General features: G+C 59.6%; 21 protein-coding genes and 8 pseudogenes. 15 read left to right on the top strand and 14 right to left on the bottom strand.

Annotated features, from left to right (window positions below; genetic code table 11):
• Nucleotides 1–145 precede the first annotated feature (145 nt).
• From NKH30_RS30190 to NKH30_RS30170, 5 genes and pseudogenes are all read right to left on the bottom strand, one after another.
• Nucleotides 146–274: pseudogene (locus NKH30_RS30190) on the bottom strand (phage integrase N-terminal SAM-like domain-containing protein); the annotation flags it as partial.
• 146 nt (nt 275–420) lie between these two features.
• A complete protein-coding gene (locus NKH30_RS30185) occupies nt 421–1137 on the bottom strand; it encodes a pentapeptide repeat-containing protein (RefSeq protein WP_352456374.1) in 717 nt (238 codons plus the stop codon).
• Between the two features lie 1502 nt (nt 1138–2639).
• Nucleotides 2640–2858, bottom strand: a complete 219-nt coding sequence (locus tag NKH30_RS30180) for a hypothetical protein (RefSeq protein ID WP_352542932.1) — start codon at nt 2856–2858, stop codon at nt 2640–2642.
• 34 nt (nt 2859–2892) lie between these two features.
• Entirely contained in the window at nt 2893–3198 is a 306-nt protein-coding gene (locus NKH30_RS30175) for a hypothetical protein (protein WP_352997801.1), read from the bottom strand.
• A 185-nt stretch (nt 3199–3383) separates the two neighbouring features.
• A complete protein-coding gene (locus NKH30_RS30170) occupies nt 3384–3545 on the bottom strand; it encodes a hypothetical protein (protein WP_352923072.1) in 162 nt (53 codons plus the stop codon).
• 224 nt (nt 3546–3769) lie between these two features.
• Here NKH30_RS30170 and NKH30_RS30165 point away from each other — a divergent pair, with 224 nt between their 5' ends.
• Together NKH30_RS30165 and NKH30_RS30160 are read left to right on the top strand one after the other, a co-directional pair.
• Nucleotides 3770–4441: a Crp/Fnr family transcriptional regulator gene (locus NKH30_RS30165; protein WP_029356805.1), complete on the top strand. Its 672-nt coding sequence runs from the start codon at nt 3770–3772 to the stop codon at nt 4439–4441.
• 222 nt (nt 4442–4663) lie between these two features.
• Nucleotides 4664–5088 (top strand): annotated as a pseudogene (locus tag NKH30_RS30160) (DUF4062 domain-containing protein).
• Nucleotides 5089–5343: 255 nt separating this feature from the next.
• Here the strand turns inward: NKH30_RS30160 and NKH30_RS30155 are convergent.
• Nucleotides 5344–5619: a hypothetical protein gene (locus NKH30_RS30155; RefSeq protein ID WP_352980024.1), complete on the bottom strand. Its 276-nt coding sequence runs from the start codon at nt 5617–5619 to the stop codon at nt 5344–5346.
• Nucleotides 5620–5643: 24 nt separating this feature from the next.
• Here NKH30_RS30155 and NKH30_RS30150 point away from each other — a divergent pair, with 24 nt between their 5' ends.
• From NKH30_RS30150 to NKH30_RS30135, 4 genes are all read left to right on the top strand, one after another.
• Complete coding sequence (locus NKH30_RS30150) at nt 5644–5859, top strand: hypothetical protein (RefSeq protein WP_352473169.1); 216 nt, start codon at nt 5644–5646, stop codon at nt 5857–5859.
• Entirely contained in the window at nt 5777–6025 is a 249-nt protein-coding gene (locus tag NKH30_RS30145) for a hypothetical protein (RefSeq protein ID WP_352997799.1), read from the top strand. The genes NKH30_RS30150 and NKH30_RS30145 overlap by 83 nt, the downstream gene beginning before the upstream one ends.
• A 322-nt stretch (nt 6026–6347) precedes the next feature.
• A complete protein-coding gene (locus NKH30_RS30140; RefSeq protein ID WP_352923074.1) occupies nt 6348–6776 on the top strand; it encodes a putative toxin-antitoxin system toxin component, PIN family in 429 nt (142 codons plus the stop codon).
• On the top strand, nt 6773–7024 hold the full coding sequence (locus NKH30_RS30135; protein ID WP_023722511.1) for a hypothetical protein: 252 nt from the start codon (nt 6773–6775) through the stop codon (nt 7022–7024). The genes NKH30_RS30140 and NKH30_RS30135 overlap by 4 nt, the downstream gene beginning before the upstream one ends.
• A gap of 192 nt (nt 7025–7216) precedes the next feature.
• On the opposite strand, the gene NKH30_RS33290 is transcribed toward NKH30_RS30135, so the two are convergent.
• Nucleotides 7217–7366 carry a Y4oE-related protein gene (locus NKH30_RS33290; RefSeq protein WP_502906641.1) on the bottom strand — a complete coding sequence of 50 codons (150 nt, stop codon included), beginning with the start codon at nt 7364–7366 and terminating at the stop codon, nt 7217–7219.
• Nucleotides 7367–7697: 331 nt separating this feature from the next.
• Between NKH30_RS33290 and NKH30_RS30130 the strand changes: the two genes are divergently transcribed.
• The 4 genes and pseudogenes from NKH30_RS30130 (at nt 7698) to NKH30_RS30115 (ending at nt 9751) form a co-directional block, all read left to right on the top strand.
• Entirely contained in the window at nt 7698–7952 is a 255-nt protein-coding gene (locus NKH30_RS30130; protein WP_352507621.1) for a type II toxin-antitoxin system VapB family antitoxin, read from the top strand.
• Nucleotides 7952–8053, top strand: a pseudogene (locus NKH30_RS30125) (type II toxin-antitoxin system VapC family toxin); the annotation flags it as partial. The gene NKH30_RS30130 and the pseudogene NKH30_RS30125, both read left to right, overlap by 1 nt.
• A 368-nt stretch (nt 8054–8421) precedes the next feature.
• A pseudogene (gene adh, locus NKH30_RS30120) lies at nt 8422–9333 on the top strand (aldehyde dehydrogenase); the annotation flags it as partial.
• Nucleotides 9334–9385: 52 nt separating this feature from the next.
• Nucleotides 9386–9751, top strand: coding sequence for a DUF779 domain-containing protein (locus NKH30_RS30115; RefSeq protein WP_352923092.1), 366 nt, complete (start codon nt 9386–9388; stop codon nt 9749–9751).
• Between the two features lie 34 nt (nt 9752–9785).
• On the opposite strand, the pseudogene NKH30_RS30110 reads toward NKH30_RS30115, so the two are convergent.
• Nucleotides 9786–9959: pseudogene (locus NKH30_RS30110) on the bottom strand (coproporphyrinogen III oxidase); the annotation flags it as partial.
• 371 nt (nt 9960–10330) lie between these two features.
• Here NKH30_RS30110 and NKH30_RS33285 point away from each other — a divergent pair.
• Nucleotides 10331–10414 (top strand): annotated as a pseudogene (locus tag NKH30_RS33285) (IS6 family transposase); the annotation flags it as partial.
• Here the strand turns inward: NKH30_RS33285 and NKH30_RS30105 are convergent.
• Nucleotides 10407–10544 (bottom strand): annotated as a pseudogene (locus tag NKH30_RS30105) (exopolysaccharide biosynthesis protein); the annotation flags it as partial. The pseudogenes NKH30_RS33285 and NKH30_RS30105 sit on opposite strands and share 8 nt — an antisense overlap.
• A 5-nt stretch (nt 10545–10549) precedes the next feature.
• Between NKH30_RS30105 and NKH30_RS30100 the strand changes: the two are divergent.
• The 4 genes and pseudogenes from NKH30_RS30100 to NKH30_RS30085 form a co-directional block, all read left to right on the top strand.
• Nucleotides 10550–10698: pseudogene (locus tag NKH30_RS30100) on the top strand (EAL domain-containing protein); the annotation flags it as partial.
• A 160-nt stretch (nt 10699–10858) separates the two neighbouring features.
• Complete coding sequence (locus NKH30_RS30095) at nt 10859–11941, top strand: sensor histidine kinase (RefSeq protein WP_352542777.1); 1083 nt, start codon at nt 10859–10861, stop codon at nt 11939–11941.
• Nucleotides 11942–12089: 148 nt separating this feature from the next.
• Nucleotides 12090–12311, top strand: a complete 222-nt coding sequence (locus NKH30_RS30090; protein ID WP_352816333.1) for a spore coat protein U domain-containing protein — start codon at nt 12090–12092, stop codon at nt 12309–12311.
• A gap of 226 nt (nt 12312–12537) precedes the next feature.
• On the top strand, nt 12538–12990 hold the full coding sequence (locus NKH30_RS30085) for a Csu type fimbrial protein (protein WP_352923079.1): 453 nt from the start codon (nt 12538–12540) through the stop codon (nt 12988–12990).
• A gap of 107 nt (nt 12991–13097) precedes the next feature.
• Here NKH30_RS30085 and NKH30_RS30080 read toward each other — a convergent pair whose 3' ends face one another.
• From NKH30_RS30080 to NKH30_RS30060, 5 genes are all read right to left on the bottom strand, one after another.
• The gene (locus NKH30_RS30080) at nt 13098–13790 is read right to left on the bottom strand and encodes a hypothetical protein (RefSeq protein ID WP_352542754.1); all 693 of its coding nucleotides are present in this window, start codon (nt 13788–13790) and stop codon (nt 13098–13100) included.
• A 650-nt stretch (nt 13791–14440) separates the two neighbouring features.
• Nucleotides 14441–14704 carry a DUF982 domain-containing protein gene (locus NKH30_RS30075; RefSeq protein WP_352923081.1) on the bottom strand — a complete coding sequence of 88 codons (264 nt, stop codon included), beginning with the start codon at nt 14702–14704 and terminating at the stop codon, nt 14441–14443.
• A 342-nt stretch (nt 14705–15046) separates the two neighbouring features.
• A complete protein-coding gene (locus NKH30_RS33280; RefSeq protein ID WP_352923083.1) occupies nt 15047–15163 on the bottom strand; it encodes a DUF982 domain-containing protein in 117 nt (38 codons plus the stop codon).
• Between the two features lie 212 nt (nt 15164–15375).
• A complete protein-coding gene (locus tag NKH30_RS30065) occupies nt 15376–15603 on the bottom strand; it encodes a hypothetical protein (protein WP_352542756.1) in 228 nt (75 codons plus the stop codon).
• A 289-nt stretch (nt 15604–15892) separates the two neighbouring features.
• Nucleotides 15893–16147, bottom strand: coding sequence for a DUF1344 domain-containing protein (locus NKH30_RS30060; protein WP_352542757.1), 255 nt, complete (start codon nt 16145–16147; stop codon nt 15893–15895).
• Nucleotides 16148–16522: the final 375 nt, after the last annotated feature.

Below are 16522 nucleotides of genomic sequence, written 5' to 3'. Positions count from 1 at the left end.
CCACGCTCAGCACGTCGGGCAGCTTGCGCTGACACCTCATGATCACCAGCGCACGCGCCAGATCCCGACGCTTCAGCGTCACGAGGGACAGGAACGGCAGTGCCGAGACCGCGCCATTGATCGTCGCAGAGCCGACGCCGCTCTCATGCTGATGCAGCTGGAATCGACGGATGTCCTCAGCCGTCGCAGTGTCGGGCGAGCGGCCAAGGAACACAGCGAAGCGCCGGACGTGACGAACGTAGTCCTGCTGGGTATGGGAGCCCAGGCCACGCATGAGCATGTCGTGCTGCATGCGCTGGCGAAGCGGAGAGATTGGTGCATCGGTCGACAGGGTAGCCATGGCGAGTTCCTCTCGCGAAGGCAGAAGTTAAAGGTTCAAATCCTGTCGGGTGCAGCATTGCACAGTTCGCTTGCCGACAACTATTCCTGCTGGAATTGACAGGGCCAATCTTCAGGCCTCGTCAAGCCAGAAGGCAACTCGGTCCGGGCGTCTCCGCAAGCCATGTTGAGCTGCCACTGGGACAGACCCGCCGAATTGGAAAGATCGACGCCCTCGATACGGGTCAGAAAGAAAAAGGCGCGGTCAAAGTCTATCGGCGCGGTGAACGTCGCTCCTCGGAAGTCCGCCCGTGCGAGATTGGCAAACGAGAAGCGGCTGCCGCTGATATCGGCGTCATGGAACTGCGCACGCCCCAATTCTGCCTTTGTGAAATCAACATTGGTCAGATTGGCGCCCTGGAAATTCGAGCGCTGTATTTCCGCGCTCGCAAACACAGCGCCCTGCGCGTCCATACGGCTGAAGTCGGTCCTGTAGGCCTCGATTCTGTCGAACCGGGCGCCTTTGGCGGTCGAGTCGGCCAGGGAAGCACGCACAAGCGTTGCCTTCTCAAGATTTGCCGCAAGGAGATTGCTGTTCCTGAGGTCGGTCGAAGTGAAATCAACACCGAACAGGTTCGCCCCGCTCAGGTCTTGTCCTTCTAGGATGAGAAGCTTCTTGTCACACTCGTGCCAATTGACGCCAGGCGTCGCGGCTGCGTCGCAATTGTGAGCAGCAGTGGCGTTCTGCCAAGCAAACACAGTGCAAACCGCTAGAACCAAGCCGGATGCGCCGTAAGCTCTGGTTCGCCTCAAAGTCATTGTTGCTGGACCTCTGCTACTCGCCGACACTCAACCTTACCACATCTGCTGACACTCGAGCCACCGTGACCACCGCCGTCACAGTTAGCGCATTTCTCATATTCAAGCTTTGATGTTGATCAACCGATCAACCCGCGCGTAGGGCGCGATTTGCGAGCGCCTCCCCATATCATCGGAGGCCAGCAGAGATTCATTTGTCACCGGCCAGGCGCATCATTCCGTAGGTATGCTTGACTAAGCCGAGGAGAGCGGTCGTTCAGGCTGGCGAAGTCCCTCCGCTCTGGACGTTTGTCTCGCTAATTGGGAGCCTGCTCGGATGCTGACCGCCACCGCCGCCGTCCGCTGCCGACAAGCGTGAATCCGCTCGGTTCCGCACCGATCGGTACTTCCCGACGGCGAGGTTGACCCGGCACGGGGTGCTCGTCGCATATCCTAATTCCGCTGTCGCATGAATCCCACGACTTCGCTTAGCGAAGCCGAAGTTGATCTCTGCCATCTCCCAGCTCGAAGCATCAACCCCGCATATTTGTGTCGTAAGCTGACGTGCCGCGAATACGCCTTTTTCGGTTGGCGGGCTTTATGGCGGACGCGCAATCTATTCTTGTATTTTTATCAACGTAAACAATGTCGTATGGCGGAGAGGGAGGGATTCGAACACCGCGCTTGGAAAAGGGTCCCTCTCGCGTGCAGGCCGCTTACTCTGGGCGGCAGAGTGCCCTTCCGCGCTTCGCCAAACCTGCCGTGGGAAATGCCTTGCCGTTTTTTCCGGCGGGGCTTTGATCAGATCGTGACTATTAGTGATTTATGCTGGAACTGGTTGCGGAGGTTAGAGTCGGACCTATTTGCGCCGATTAAGAAGTCCCGTCAGCAAACGAACTCGGTTACAGCACTGTATCGGCGGTATCCCTCTACCGACTCGAACCGCGACCGTTTCTTAGTCGCGCCTACCGTTTTGCACGCCCTCCTCTGCCCAGCCGTGGCGGAAGGTTGAACCAGTTGGGCGACTGCTAGGTTCCGGACTGGAGGTAAGGTCGCTCGCTGAAAGCACGGCAGGTGGCATGCGGCACATGCGCGACAACGGCGGCGGAGGGTTTGAGAGGGCCGGAGCCCCGACAGCTTTCGGCAGTTCGAACGATATAGTCGAACTGCCGAAATCGGGGCGCAAAGCTGCCATTCGGCACAAAGATAACAAATAGCATCGGCGATCGGCTGAAGCCGCTCCTTCTCAGTCTGCTGGCGAACCGCGTAACCGGGGCAGATTTCCGGGCGAAGGGGTTTGCAGGCGAGCGCGTTCGTGATTCACCCTATGCGTGACGCTACCACCGACTGATTCGTTTGAAGGCTGTCGCTCGCGGAACTCCGCGGGTTGGTTACTGCGCTGATCGGCGAAATGCGCGGTCCAAACATGTTCGAAGTGGTCGATCGCAGGGCCGCGTCGCACGGTGCAGAAGGCCATGCATCGTTGATTATGCGCAAACTGCTATCGCGCGCCTAGTCGGAACTCACGCATCGAACAGTACATCACGTCTTCCGTCCCCAGCGCACCGGCGGCCTCCCCGCTCGCAATCCAAATAGACGTCTTTCAGCTGTTTGATTGGCATGTCAGCGTGAGCGAACGCGAGGTCCTGAGCGTCAGAAGCCGACAATGAAGCCGGACTGATTGCGATCAGCACGGTGCCGAGCGTCACAGGCGCGAGGGACTTAACAACTGACATGATCATTTTGAGATCCTCCCCAGCTCCCGTCGGTCAACATTCAGTCCTTGGGGTCGCAGGTTGTAGTGCCGTTCGAAGGTCCCGTCCGCGCGCCGCTGCTTGTCGAAGCCGATGTAAGGCTCGATCGCGCGCTCGTGGACCAGCCAAAGGGGATCTCGGCCGAGGTGTAGCCACTGCCGGCGGCCAACCGTTTCGGGATCGAGGCCGAAGCGATCCTGGTGCGCTCGATCGTCGTGCCGGCCGCGCCTGCCTCCGCATGACGGATGGCGCGGCTTCGCAAATCGCACATGATTTCGTCACGTGAGATGCCGATGTCGCCAAGGACGTCATCGGGTAAACGGCTCAACTGGTCCGTTGCCGACAAGAGAGCTTTTCGCTCGGCGCGGAGGCGTAACCACCTGCGAAATGGACCAATGGCGGCAGCATGAATTATAACCATGATCAGATCGTCCCTTCATTGATCTGAATTGACCGGTACGGAACGGCGCGAACGGCACTCCGGGCGAGAGCGTCAGCCGTCCGCGAGGCAAATTAGGCGTAGTGGTCGATGGATTGGTTTTGCCGCGGCGTGCCCATACGGCGGGCGGTGGCTGGCCCCGGGCCACGCATGTAATAAAGCTCCGGGCGGTAGCGCGCCGCGACGAATTTGCGAAACCCCGCAGCAAGTTTTGTGACGGGAGCCAAGAATTTCATGACTGTTCCCTTTCCCTTCGCCGGCTTTCACACGAGCCGGCGGGCCTGATGTTGCAACAAGGATATGACAGTCGAACCAGGCTCGGCTGTGGGAATTCCCACACCGGGGAAAACATTGGCGAAATCCGCTCCCAGTTTGCATCCCGGAAAGCGGGGCCTGCGGCCATCAAATATCCTTGGATAGGGAGTAAGGTGAAGTACACTTGATTGAACAAGAGACCGTTGTGACAGGCTCTCTGGCCTTCATCTCAAGACTTTGCGATGCCGACCTCGCCGCGCTGACCAAACGGTGGCACGAGCGCAGCTATCGACACAACGAGCTAATCATTTCCCACGGCGACACTGGTCGCGATGTCTTCTTCCTGCTGGAAGGACGGGCTCGCGTGACACTGGTTTCAGCGGACGGCAGGGAGATAGCGTATCGCGATGTCGAACCGGGCGACATTTTCGGGGAGCTCGGAGGCATTGACGGGATTGCACGCTCTGCCAGCGTAGTCGCGCTGGAGGCAACTCGCGCTGCACGGCTGTCCGGCACAGCATTCCGGGATATCGTGATGACCCACCCGACTTTTGCCTGGATGCTGCTTGAGCATCTGTCTGCCCAGCTCCGGCGCATGACCGAGCGGGTATTCGAATACAGCACTCTGGTCGTGCGAAAACGGCTGATCGTCGAGCTCCTGCATCGGGCGGAGAAAGCCGCACTCGTGGACGGCGAGGTGTCCATAAGCCCGGCACCGACGCATTCCGAGCTGGCGGCAACGATGAGCACGCACAGGGAAGCGGTCTCGCGCGAAATGAGCGACCTCGCCAAGAGAGGCCTGATCGAAAAGCGCGGCAGCAGGTTATTGCTGCATGACGTCTCGGCACTACGGGCGCTGGTCGACAAGAAGGAATAGCGAAGGCTGTCGCTGCGGCGGGGGGCACCGCACGTTTCATGCTCCTCGGCCGCAAGTGATTATTCCTTCCGGCAAACCGGGCAACCTAGCGTGCCAGCGCGTGGGTCGGGCTTTGATCGCTTCACCCCTTGCAAGAATCATGACTCGGCTTCTTGATGCGGGCACGGCGTTATCCCCAGCCTGCTTGCAGACTTACAAGGGCGGATCGAAGGGTGAAGCCGCATGGACGTTAAATACCAGATCTTCGTCAGCTCGACCTACGCCGATTTGGTGGACGAAAGACGGTCGGTCATCGAGTCCGTTCTTAACCTCGGGCATATTCCTGTGGGATGGAGGCATTCCAAGCCAGCGACGACACTCAATGGGATTACATCAAGCGGCGCATCGATGACAGCGACTACTACGTACTCATCGTAGCAGAGCGGTACGGCTCAGTGTTGAAGGGTAGAACTACACCCAGAGGAGTACGAGTACGCCGTCGCCCAAGGCGTGTCTACCGGTGGCGTTTTTGCTCGAAGGCGGTGCTCGCAAGACGTGGGCCGCGGAAAAGGTCGAGTTCGATAAAAAGGCCAAACTCGAGAGATTCCGAAAGCTATATGAAAAGAAGCTCGTCAATATTGGCGCAACAAGGACGATTTGGCGGGTAAGGTTGCGATGGCTATTAGACGTTATGACCGTGGTCTGAGCGGCCGCCCGCCCTTAGTCTTTGCAGCTGTTAAGCAAACGGGGGTTGCTCGGGAGTGCCGAGCCGAGCCCCAAGCGAAGAAAGGACGAGCCATGGAGCAAGATAACGTTTTTTACGTCGGTGTCGATGTGTCGAAAGCCAAGCATGCTGTCGCGATTGCCGAGGGCGGACGCGGTGGAGAGGTCCGGTATTTCTGCGAGGCGTTCCCCGCGCGCCGTCACGGAACGTCGTAGCCGTGAAGCCGAACCGTGCCGGTCCCGTCATCATGAACAAGCGTCACCTCGCCAGTCATCGTGATCGTGTCGCGTTCGGACAGTTTCGCCATCGGCATCGCCCTCGCAAAGGCCGCCGCTGAACTGGACGTGGAAAGCGCCATCATCGACGGTGAGATCGTCGTATTGAACGAGACTGGCCTGTCTGACTTCGGAGCCTTGCGGAAAGCCATCACCCGACGCCAGCACGACCTCTGTTCGTCGCCTTCGATCTTCTGCATCTCAATGGTCACGACCTGCGCGACATGGCGCTGGAGGACCGCCGCGAGATCCTTGCCGAGATGATCCCGGACGGTGGCCGTATCCAATTCAGCCAGGCGCTTCCCGGCGAGGCTAAGGCGATCTTCCCACCTGATAGACCAGGCGGGGCTCGAAGGCATGGTGTCGAGGCGCAAGGACAGCAAATACCGGAGCGGCAATTCGACGGCTTGGCTCAAGACCAAGGCTTACAGCATCGATGAATACGAGTTGCTCGGCGTCGAGCGTGAACCCGGAAAGCCGGCTTTCGCCCTAATGGCCGAGCGTGGCACAGGCCGCTATGTCGGGAGCGACTTTATCACCTTGAACCGGGAGATGCGGGAACGCCTCTGGGAGCGTACAGGAGCATTCTGGGCCCGCGCCAAATGATCGGCTAATGCTCATGGACAAGGCCGCCTATCTGGACTTCGTGGTCGAGGTCATCCGCCGATCAACCATATCTCGTGCCGACATGTCAGCCCTGTAATCTTGTCGTTCCCAGGTTTGGCCTCGTCCAGCATGGCATGCCCGCTCTTCTGTGTGTATCGAGGGCATTGAGCGGCGTGATGATCAGCAAGACAAGTTCAGTTGCCGCGCTGTCGTAGTGTGGCGTGCAAATACTTGAGCACTGCGATTTGGAATTCCCAAGCCAGGCAATTTACGAAAAGCTCGGTCCTCTTGCAATATCGCACGCGATATCCAATATGCCTGCATGAGACTGCTTCTCGATACGGCGACCATGGTGGCGGCGATCCGAAGTGACGCTGGCGCCTCGCGCCAACTGTTGGTGGCGGCTTTGGAGCGCCGGCTGACGCTCATCGCTTCGGTGCCGTTGATGATCGAGTACCAGGCGGTCATGACAAGGCCCGAGCACCTTGAGGCTTCCGGCCTGTCGGCTGAGGATGTGAGCGCGTTGCTAGATGCCATGGCGGCCGTCGCCGAGCCGGTTCGCCTTGTCTTCCTCTGGCGACCGGCCATTCGCGACCCGAACGACGATATGGTGCTGGAAGCGGCGGTCAACGGACGGGCGGATGCTATAGTGACGTTCAACTTACGCGACTTCGGCAAGGTGGCCGAGCGCTTCGGTATCATGGTCCTGTCGCCGGGTGAGGCGCTGAGACGATTGGAGAGAAAGACATGAGGAGAAGCAATTTCGCACTGCGGCTTCAGCTCTCGCTTCTGGATGAGGCGCGCAAGGTGGCGGAGAGCGAAGGCGTGCCGCTCAACCAGTTCATTAACGTGGCAGTCGCTGAAAAGCTTTCGGCGCTGCGCACGGAAAGTTACTTTCAGGAACGCGCCGCCCGTGCCGACCTTCCCAAGGCGCTGCATATCCTGAAACGGGCCGGCAAAGGGAAGGCGCCGATCAAGGGCGACGAATTGCCGGAGTAATGTACCCCGAGGGGTAGAGCGGTACCGCTCGTACCGGAGTTTGCCTGCGTCCCAAGCGTCCGCCGTGCCGGAAACTTCCGGTCAAGGCTGGCGCAGCACGCGCCACAGCGATGCGGCTCTGGCCTTGACGGGCTGACTTCGGTCCGGCGTTCTCTCGACAAGCAGGCAGTTCCCTCGTCGAACATGATTTCCTTATCGGGAAAAGCCTGGACGAACTCTCTCCGACGCTGCTTTCGCTTCGGAATCGGGCGAACCCGCTTGAAGATCGGTGAATATCCGAAACCAGAATCGGAACTCCTGTGTCCGCCCGTCGCAATGCGCCGAGAAGGCGCACCAGGCGATTGTGTCGCGGCTGTCTTTCCCTACAGAGCTTTCGCTGCCTCTGCAGCTTCAGGCACGGTCCGTTTCTGCACGGCGGCATCGCGGTTGAAGGCATCCAACAGATTGGGATCGCTCACCGCCCGATGGTGAGACGTGGCCGCCACAAGATACGGTCGTCATCAGCTGCGAACATCCTTCGGCCGAGCAACGGCAGGCAATGACGGTGCGCCGGCTGAAACGAATTTACTATGTCCGCAGCGTCGAATATTACGCCGCCCCGCGCCGTAGCGACCGAGCACTGAAAAAAGCTACACGATAGCGTAATGATGGATACGCGATTGGAGCTACACATATGACCTTGAACATCCGAAACGACGAGGCTGACAAATTGGCGCGGGAGCTTGCCCGCCTCGACCGCACCAATATCACCGAAGCGGTGATATCCGCTCTCCGTGAGACAATCCGAAACCGGATGCAAAAGGAGCGGCCGCGCGAGACCGCACAGAAGATTCTGGCAAAACATGGCCTGTCTTTCCAACCTGATCGAAAGCCGGTCCCACAAGAAGCCTATCACGACCTGGATCACGATCTGCAGGGCGACGAATAATGTTCGTGGATGCCTGTGCCATCGTGTCGATGATGGCTGGCGAGGACACGGCCGATAGCTATGAAGCCGCCTTGCTGGAAGCGCCCTCCCCCTTCACATCGACGCTCGCCGCGTGGGAGGCGATTATTGTTCTATCCCGGCCGGACCAGCTGAATTGCCCGTACAGCGCCGCCGAGGCGGTCGTGGTCAAATGGCTGGAAGCAGAAGAATCGCGCTTCGCGAGCCAGGATCGCCGCTGCGAGTACTGTCCTATGCCGTCGCGGTTGCCGAAAAACACGGAATTGGCAACGCTACCTCAGCAATTTCGATTGCTTTCACTACGCCTATGCCATGACAATGCGCGCGCCGGTGCTGACGCTCGACGGGCTCTTGCGCGAAACCGAAGTGAAGATCCTGCCACAAAGCACAACGGCCCTTTCCGCGGAAAAAAAGCCATAGCCGGAACGCGCCCCCAGAGCGCGCTGTGTGTATTGGCGATCTGCTGCCGCCGGGCGTGCTCAACATCGTCAACGGCTTTGGTCTCGAGGCGGGCAAGCCACTCGCGTCGTCGCCGCGCATTGCCAAGATCGCCTTTACCGGCGAGACCACGACGGGCCGGCTGATCATGCAATATGCCAGCCAGAACCTTATCCCCGTAACACTGGAATTGGGCGGCAAATCGCCAAACATCTTCTTCAAGGATGTTGTCGCCGAGGACGACGATTTCTTCGACAAGGCGATCGAAGGCTTCGTCACGTTTGCGCTAAACCAGGGCGAGGTCTGTACCTGCCCGAGCCGCGCGCTCATCCATGAATCGATCTACGATACGTTCATGGAACGCGCGCTGAAGCGCGTCGAGGCGATCGTACAGGGCGATCCGCTCGATCCGGCGACGATGATTGGCGCCCAGGCCTCGTCCGAGCAGTTGGAGAAGATCCTGTCCTATATCGACATCGGCCGCCAGGAAGGCGCGGAGGTGCTGACCGGTGGCGCCCGCAATGTTCTGTCTGGTGATCTGGCGGGCGGCTATTACGTCAAGCCGACCGTGTTCAAGGGACACAACAAAATGCGCATCTTCCAGGAGGAGATCTTCGGGCCGGTGGTTTCTGTCACGACCTTCAAGGACGATGACGAAGCGCTCAGCATTGCCAACGATACGCTTTACGGCCTCGGGGCCGGGGTCTGGAGCCGCGATGGCAACCGTGCCTATCGTTTCGGCCGTGCGATCCAGGCCGGCCGCGTCTGGACCAACTGCTACCACGCCTATCCCGCGCATGCGGCCTTCGGCGGCTACAAGCAGTCTGGCATCGGCCGCGAGACACACAAGATGATGCTCGACCACTATCAGCAGACCAAGAACATGCTGGTCAGCTATAGCCCGAAGAAGCTCGGCTTCTTCTGATCACATCTTTGTCCCACAGGCGCGGCCCCGCGCGGGGCCGCGCCCATAATGACTGGAAACCGGATTAGACTATGCATGCAAAAAAGTTACGGCGACGCCGGAAGCCCTTGAACTGATCGCGGAAATTGTTGCCGAGCACGGACCAGTGCTGTTCCACCAATCCGGCGGCTGCTGCGACGGGTCTTCGCCGATGTGCTATCCGCGTGCTGGCTTCATCGTCGGCGATCAGGATGTGTTGCTCGGCCACATCGGCGACGCGCCCTTCTATATCGGGGCTTCGCAATTCGAGGTCTGGAAGCACACCGACCTCATCATCGACGTAGTGCCTGGCCGCGGCGGCATGTTCTGCCTCGATAACGGACGGGAGAAGCGATTCCTGACACGGTCGAAGATCTGCGCTGTTCAGATCGGGACGTAGCCTTCCCATCCGACTGCAGCCGATGCTCAGACCGCTACCGAACGCCCGCCTTGCCGGTTTCGAAATATTTGTCGAACTTTGTCGCGATGCTCCTGACAAAGGGCCGGCTTTCCGCAGGCACGACGAAGCGGTCACCATCAAGTTCAAGCAACCGCGCAGGATCTTGGAGGGCCGTGGAACTCGCTCGGACGAGAAGTCTTTGGCCGGCTGCGCACCGATATTCTTCCTTGGCGCATCGAGGGCGATGTCCTAGAGGTTGTCGGCAATACACCGGTTTTCGGCGGCGAAAAGGCGATCACTTACGCCGATGCGGCTCTGGTCCTTCGCGCTTTGTGCGTGAAGCGGCTCCGGAGCGGCGACGTCGGCAACTAACACGTGACGCTGCGTAGGTTCCCGTCAAAGCCGGAGGAGCCGGGCACAAGGGCAGCTCGGCTCCGTATCATCCACCCAGTATGCGTCACGATTTGCCCTGATCGTCTCTATTTGCCGCGCCCGACAAAGCGCTTCAGTCGACCTCACCTCGTCCACTTCGGCAAGACGTGGCGAGCGTCTGCGCGGCCGGCGAATTCATCCAACCCGACCCGCTTGCTGACACTGAAGAAGCAGGGCCAGATGCCGAAGCGCATGATCCCCGACAAGCTCGGCTCCTATGGAGCAGCGCGACCCTCCGGCTGCCCGCAACGATCTGGAGCGAGGCCAGCGCGAGCCCGCTGCCGAAAACCACGCCGAACGGCCCCGGGATCGGCGTCAGCGCCGGAATGGCCAGAAATAGGATTGTGAAGCCGATGCCGGTTTGGCGAAACGGGCCTCTCGCCAGGGCGGTTGGAACTCGAAATCACTGAAGGGGTTCTGATCCGCGACCCGACTACTGCGTTGTTCTTCGTCGGCTAAAGTCGTTTGGTGTCACGATTGCCATGGATGATTTTGGGACGGGGTATGCTTCACTCCCGTCTGGCGCAGAAGTCTGCGGCGCAGGCGAGCGTGCGGGGCGTGCAATCAATCGTTCGTCAGATATTTCATCCGCTACTTGGAGACGCGGCGCTCAGCGATGGCGTGGCGTCCGCATCGCTGATATTGTCTCGCCAGACTGTAGGACGGCAGCATACGATGAATAGCGACCCCGAGAATCCCGAGTCCGTTGAACAACTACTCGACGTACCGGACCTCGCCAATGCTTTGGAAAACGAACAGTTCAGAAAATTTCTCGATCAAGTGCCGATTGCGATCGCAGTGTCGGACTTGCGAGGCGACGAACGTGTGGTCTACGCCAATCCCGAATTCGAGAAGCTGTCGGGTGTAAAGGCGGAAGAGCTTGCTCGGGAGGATTGGGCGGTCCTTTCCGCCAGCGGTCTCAATGAGCCGGCGGACCAGTCGCTGACCGAGGCGCTCGCGGACGAGACAGATTTCGTCGGGACGTTTCGGCTTCACCGCGGCGAGGATGAGCCCGCTATCGTGGACGTCTATTCGAATCTCATTCAGGAAGACAATGGCAAAGTCTGTTTTCGCCTCGTTGCCCTTGTCGACGTTTCGGCCCACAGCGAGACTGACACCCGCCAGACCGAGGAGCGTATCCGTGAAAAAGACGTTCAGCTGCGCGAACTACAGCACAGGGTAAAGAACAATTTGCAAATGATTACCGCCCTGATCCGAATGGAAGCTCGAAATGCGGTAGAGCCTGACCAAAAGCGTTTCGACCGCCTGGCAGGCCGCGTCAATGCCCTCGCGATGCTCTACCAAGCACTTTCCGGCGGCGAACCAAAGGACGAGGTCGATCTCGGCGTCTATCTCGGTCAGATCGCCTCGGCAGTCATGACGTCGCATGCTACCGAAGGTATCCGGCTTGATATGAGCGTGGACTCGTACCCGGTTTCGATCAATGTCGCCATGCCGGCGGGACTGGTTGTGAATGAACTGCTGACCAATGCACTGAAGCATGCTTTTCAAGGACGCGAAGGCGGCACGATCACTCTGCACAGCACCGTTGAAGGTGACGGGTGTCGTGTGGTCGTTGCCGATGACGGCATCGGCCTGCCAGCAGGCGAGACATGGCCCAGGCATGGCAAGCTCGGCGCGCTAATCGCGCGCTCGCTTATCGAAAACGCCAATGCGCAATTCCATGTGAGCTCCAGCCCCAATGAGGGCACGAAGGTAACTATCCTGTTCAGGCGGTCCGCCGCCGCCGCTCCGTAGATCGGACCTTGTCCAGACGAACCGCGCTGGTGGCTGGAGAGCGAATCCCAAGACTCTTGCCCGCAGATTTCGACGCGCCTTCTTCGATCGCTGACGGCCGCTAACGTCAGGGGAGCGGGTCCTTCAGCTTGCGGTTTTTGCCTTCGCGGTGAGAGCCGTTCCGCGGCAGCCCTGTTGGATCAGACAGCTTGTGGAGGAGCTTTCGCGTCATTTATTCAGAGCCAGCGCGCCCGTCGACAAGGTCAGTTTCGAGCGCCTGCTGAGTGGTTCGAACGTTCTCAACTATCAGCTTTATTCGGACTCAGCCCGTAGTGTCGTCTGGGGCTCTTACTTCTGGGGTTCCCGGCTGGTGCGCCGGCATTTGAGTTGACGTTGAACGCATTTGGAACCGGCGGAGGGGCCGCAACCATATACGGCGCAGTCCTTGGCAGCCAACCAACGGCGCCCCTGGAAGCTATCTCTCGGCTTTCTCCGGTAGCAATGTCGAATTTCGCTACCGGTATACTTCTTCCAGTTCGTGCAGCACGGGAACGGGCGCGATCTCGCGGCCAAGCTTTAGCGTAACGGCTATCGTACCGGCCAACTGCCTGGTCGCCATGCAGAACATCGATTTTGGATCTGTGGGAACGCTAGGCGCAAATGTCGACGCGACGGGGCAGGTGTCGGTCACGTGCACGCCGGCTACCGCCTATACTGTCTCCTTGAATGGAGGCACCACCGGCTCCACGCCAACAGCGCGCAAAATGTCGAAAGGCGCGGAAACAGTCACCTATGGCCTATTTAAGGATGTCGCGCGGTTGCAGCCATGGGGTGATGCATCGACCCCGGGAAGCACGGTGCCGGGGACCGGAGACGGTGCGACCCAAAACCTGACCGTCTATGGACGGGTGCCGCCGCAGGCGACACACTGTGGTGGTGACGATCACTTACTGAACATGCCCGGTACCATGTCTTGCGAAATGACCCAAGACGACCCTGTCGGCGCCTCAACGTGCCGAATCTATGGACGGGTGTGCGTGGTGGATAGCCCCGCAGCGCTGCGATCCTGACCAAGAGAAGCCCGCCACCTTGCGGGTGACGGGCCGGCCGCGAGGCCAGGAGAGTGTTGTCAAAGCCTCACGGCCGATTCGACGCTCCCGTTAACGCCGCACTCTCCTCAGCGGCGCGCGATCAGCATGCAAAGCTGACGCAGATCGCTGTCATACGTGCCTTCGCTGCTGAGCACGTCGGCGCAGCGCTTCTTCATGCGAATCAGCTGGCTGCTGGACAGCTGAGCAACAACGCTCGGCGGGGTGCCGGGCGTCCCTGGCGTTCCAGGTGTCCCCGGCGTTCCGGGAGTCCCAGGGGTGCCGGGAACGGCACCGCCACCAACGCCAACGCCGACACCACCCGTGCCACCAACGTTGGCGCCGACCCCCGCTGTAACGCCGCCCGCGCCACCTACATTTGCGCCTGCGCCGGCAGTGACACCACTCCTGCCGCCTATATTAGCGCCTGCCCCAGCGGTCACGCCGTTCGTGCCACCTATGTTGGCGCCAGCACCGGCAGTGACACCACTCCTGCCGCCAATATTAGCGCCGGCACCGGCGGTAATGCCCCTGCTGCCGCCTATGTTAGCACCAGCGCCGGCATTCACTCCGCCGCGCCCACCGATCGAGGCGCCGGCTCCCGCTCTGATGCCGCCACTACCGCCGATCGAAGCGCCGAGACCAGCGTTGATGCCGCCTGGGCCGCCAATTGATGCGCCGGCACCGACGTTAATTCCCGCCGCACTGGAAGGAAATGATAGAGATAAAACAAGTGCACCACCGGCTAAAGCTGTGGCGAAACTCTTGACGAAATTTGCCATGACACTCTCCTTTGATACTTGCCTCATAGTAGCAGTTTCAATGCCCGCTACTTCAGCGATAACGAGCTCAGAGAGTTAGTGGATTGCTAACCCGGAACTATCTTTAAGATTGTCACTTACGATTAGAAAAATATTCTGAAACAATTTGAAATGAATGGAGCGAGTACATTCTCGGCCCAGGCTCTTTCGTATTCGGCGATGAAGTTCACATGAGGGGTGTCACGCGCAGAGGCGCAAGTGTCGAGAACGGCGGGCACAATCGACCTCCTTACGAAGAGGATAACAGTGCCACGCGGCTTCCTACTCCAGAACGAGCACGCCCTCCTCCTTGGCGGCCTCCTGCAGGACTGCACCGCCAGCGTCCACTTCGGTCCCCTCTTGGTCCACTTCATGAGTTCCTCGGCGGCACCCTCGACATGGCTAACCCCGTACCGGATGCCAGGTCCGTCGGTCCTGACGTACACCGGAGGGGAGAACCAATGGGTTGCCATGGGGGGAACTTAGAGCGGCACAGGCCTGCCGACCAACGCAGGTTATAGGGAACGATGTGGGCCCTCGCGGGTTTAGAACTCGCAGCGCTCGGTTCTTCTCTTGGATGTGCAGCCGCTGTTGGGGCCCGTCGCCTTTCTCATGGGCGACGGGCCTCTTGGTTAGAACAGTCCGCTGGTTGCCATTGGGGGGAGTAACGCCCCCTCCTCTTTTGCAGCAGCCGGGAATGCCTCACCAGCCACTTGAGGTGACACCTTATCGGCCAGCGCGGCCGTGCAGATACGTACCGCAACGTTCCACCGATGTCCCCGGTTAGTCCACCTCATGAGTTCCTCGGCCGCACCCTCGACGCGGCTGATCGCGACGCGGACACCTGGGTGGTCGGTCCTGACGTAGACCGGAGGGGAGAACCAATGGCGAGACATAGAGGAAACTTAAAGCGGAACCAGCCTGCCGATCAACCCAGGTTGTAAGGGAACGATGTAGGCCCCTCGCGGGTTTAGGGGTTGCAGCGGGATTCTTCGTGATGTGCAGCCGCTGTTCGGGTCCGTCGCCTTTCTCACGGGCGGCGGACTCCTTTCGCGAAGGCGGTGTTGGCCAGAGAACGTTTACCGCAGTTCAAGTTAGCTAGTTGTCATTGGGAGAGTAATGTCCCCTCCTCCATGGCTCGCCGGCTGTCTCGGCGTTGTTGACGTTGCGGATTTCCCCTGGACGCCCGGTCTTGACGGGGACCGGAGGGTTGAACCAGTGGCGAGCCATGAGAACTCCTATTCAGGAAAGATCATGCCCTCCTCCTTGGCAGCTTCCTCGAACGCGTCACGGGCCTGCTGTGGAGACACCTTGCCGCTGATGGCATCATACAGGCGCGCTCCGCCTTTTGCCACTTACCACGCTTGGTCCACAAGACGAGTTCCTCGGCCGCAGCCTGAACGTGGTGGACCCGTAGCGGAAGCCGTCATGCTCCGTCTTGACGTACACCGGAGGTGAGAACCAAAGGATTGCCATAGGCGGAACCTAGGGACGGACTTGCTATGCGGCCAGCTTCCGGTCGGGAGTATTGGTTCTGACGTGGGGGCAACCAGGGAGAGCCATGCGGCTATTCCCGAAGATCGAACGCGACGAACAGGCCAAAGGCTGGTGCAACATCAACAATAAGAGCGACCAGCTCGCAGTCACTTACCACCAGATGTGGCCCGTCGCGGCGCACCGCCGCAATAGTGTCATTGACGGAGACGATTTGGCCCCGACGGGCTTGTAAGATCAGCTCTTCAACAAGCTCGTGGGCAGTCATTTTGCTGGGTCGGCAGTTCGTCCAAATGTTCATACCAGGCCTCCCACCTCAGCGAGAACCCAAGCCGCTATTCTGTAGGTCCCACAAAAAAATCAATGTTCCGATCGTACGAAGTAAAGGGGCGGAACGTTTGGCAGAATTTCTGAGCGGGGATCGGATAACTGGCTCGCGCGAAGAGCCCCCGACCTGCTAATCAGGGAAAGAGCCTGCCCTCCTCCTTTGCTGCCTCCTCGAACGCGTCACCGGGCCTGCTGTGGGGACACCTTGCCTCTTATGGCATCCACACAGGCGCGCTCCCGCGCTCGGTCCTCGTTTTGCTGGTTTATTTGGCCTGATGAATGCTCGAAACCGCCAGCTTGCCGGCCTTGATCGAGTAGGTGACAACGACCTTTTCACCGACCTTGAGCGTCTCGGCCTCGATCCCTTCCGGCAAGATGAACGTCTTGCCGTCGGACAGCGTGATCGAGTCGCCACTCTTGTCGACGCTTGCGATCGTGCCGGTGGTTGCCTTGGCGAAGGCACCGGTCGAGGATGCAAGGGCCAGTACCATTGCGGTTGCGATAACTGATTTTTTCATGTTCGTTTTTCCCGTTTGGTTTCGTTGCGATGCCGAAAGGGCCCGTTAGGCCCTGAGCGGCAACGGTGACGATCCGGAGCGGTAGGGCTTGCCGGATCATTTCTCTCATTCGAGAGAAGATGGATCGAGCTTAGGCGGCGGAGTTTGCGACAGGATGGCCGCTACTTTACAAATAGGTAAGCCCGCCGCTGCGCACCCCTGAGGTCAAGCCCGAGGGCAGCCCTTTGCGCGACATCCCTCTATCTCTTTGTTTTGACGCAATTCCGGACGGAAAAACCGTTTCACACTTTTCCTGGAATTGCTTGTCTTATGACTTTCGCTGCCGAATGGGTCAGAAAGGAACGCTGAGAGAGGGTAGCCGCCCTCCCTCAGCGG

Origin of the sequence: Mesorhizobium sp. M1273 (assembly GCF_040318195.1) — a bacterium.
GTDB lineage: Bacteria > Pseudomonadota > Alphaproteobacteria > Rhizobiales > Rhizobiaceae > Mesorhizobium.
Note: the sequence above shows the minus strand (reverse complement) of the source record. Positions and strands in the feature narration are given on the sequence as shown.

Bases quoted from the DNA above. Each gene is read 5' to 3' on its own strand.
- NKH30_RS30185 (WP_352456374.1), bottom strand. From the start codon at position 1,137: ATGACTTTGAGGCGAACCAGAGCTTACGGCGCATCCGGCTTGGTTCTA.
- NKH30_RS30180 (WP_352542932.1), bottom strand. From the start codon at position 2,858: ATGATCATGTCAGTTGTTAAGTCCCTCGCGCCTGTGACGCTCGGCACC.
- NKH30_RS30170 (WP_352923072.1), bottom strand. From the start codon at position 3,545: ATGAAATTCTTGGCTCCCGTCACAAAACTTGCTGCGGGGTTTCGCAAA.
- NKH30_RS30155 (WP_352980024.1), bottom strand. From the start codon at position 5,619: ATGCAGAAGATCGAAGGCGACGAACAGAGGTCGTGCTGGCGTCGGGTG.
- NKH30_RS30150 (WP_352473169.1), top strand. From the start codon at position 5,644: ATGGCGCTGGAGGACCGCCGCGAGATCCTTGCCGAGATGATCCCGGAC.
- NKH30_RS30145 (WP_352997799.1), top strand. From the start codon at position 5,777: ATGGTGTCGAGGCGCAAGGACAGCAAATACCGGAGCGGCAATTCGACG.
- NKH30_RS30140 (WP_352923074.1), top strand. From the start codon at position 6,348: ATGAGACTGCTTCTCGATACGGCGACCATGGTGGCGGCGATCCGAAGT.
- NKH30_RS30135 (WP_023722511.1), top strand. From the start codon at position 6,773: ATGAGGAGAAGCAATTTCGCACTGCGGCTTCAGCTCTCGCTTCTGGAT.
- NKH30_RS30130 (WP_352507621.1), top strand. From the start codon at position 7,698: ATGACCTTGAACATCCGAAACGACGAGGCTGACAAATTGGCGCGGGAG.
- NKH30_RS30095 (WP_352542777.1), top strand. From the start codon at position 10,859: ATGAATAGCGACCCCGAGAATCCCGAGTCCGTTGAACAACTACTCGAC.
- NKH30_RS30085 (WP_352923079.1), top strand. From the start codon at position 12,538: ATGCAGAACATCGATTTTGGATCTGTGGGAACGCTAGGCGCAAATGTC.
- NKH30_RS30080 (WP_352542754.1), bottom strand. From the start codon at position 13,790: ATGGCAAATTTCGTCAAGAGTTTCGCCACAGCTTTAGCCGGTGGTGCA.
- NKH30_RS30075 (WP_352923081.1), bottom strand. From the start codon at position 14,704: ATGTCTCGCCATTGGTTCTCCCCTCCGGTCTACGTCAGGACCGACCAC.
- NKH30_RS30065 (WP_352542756.1), bottom strand. From the start codon at position 15,603: ATGAACATTTGGACGAACTGCCGACCCAGCAAAATGACTGCCCACGAG.
- NKH30_RS30060 (WP_352542757.1), bottom strand. From the start codon at position 16,147: ATGAAAAAATCAGTTATCGCAACCGCAATGGTACTGGCCCTTGCATCC.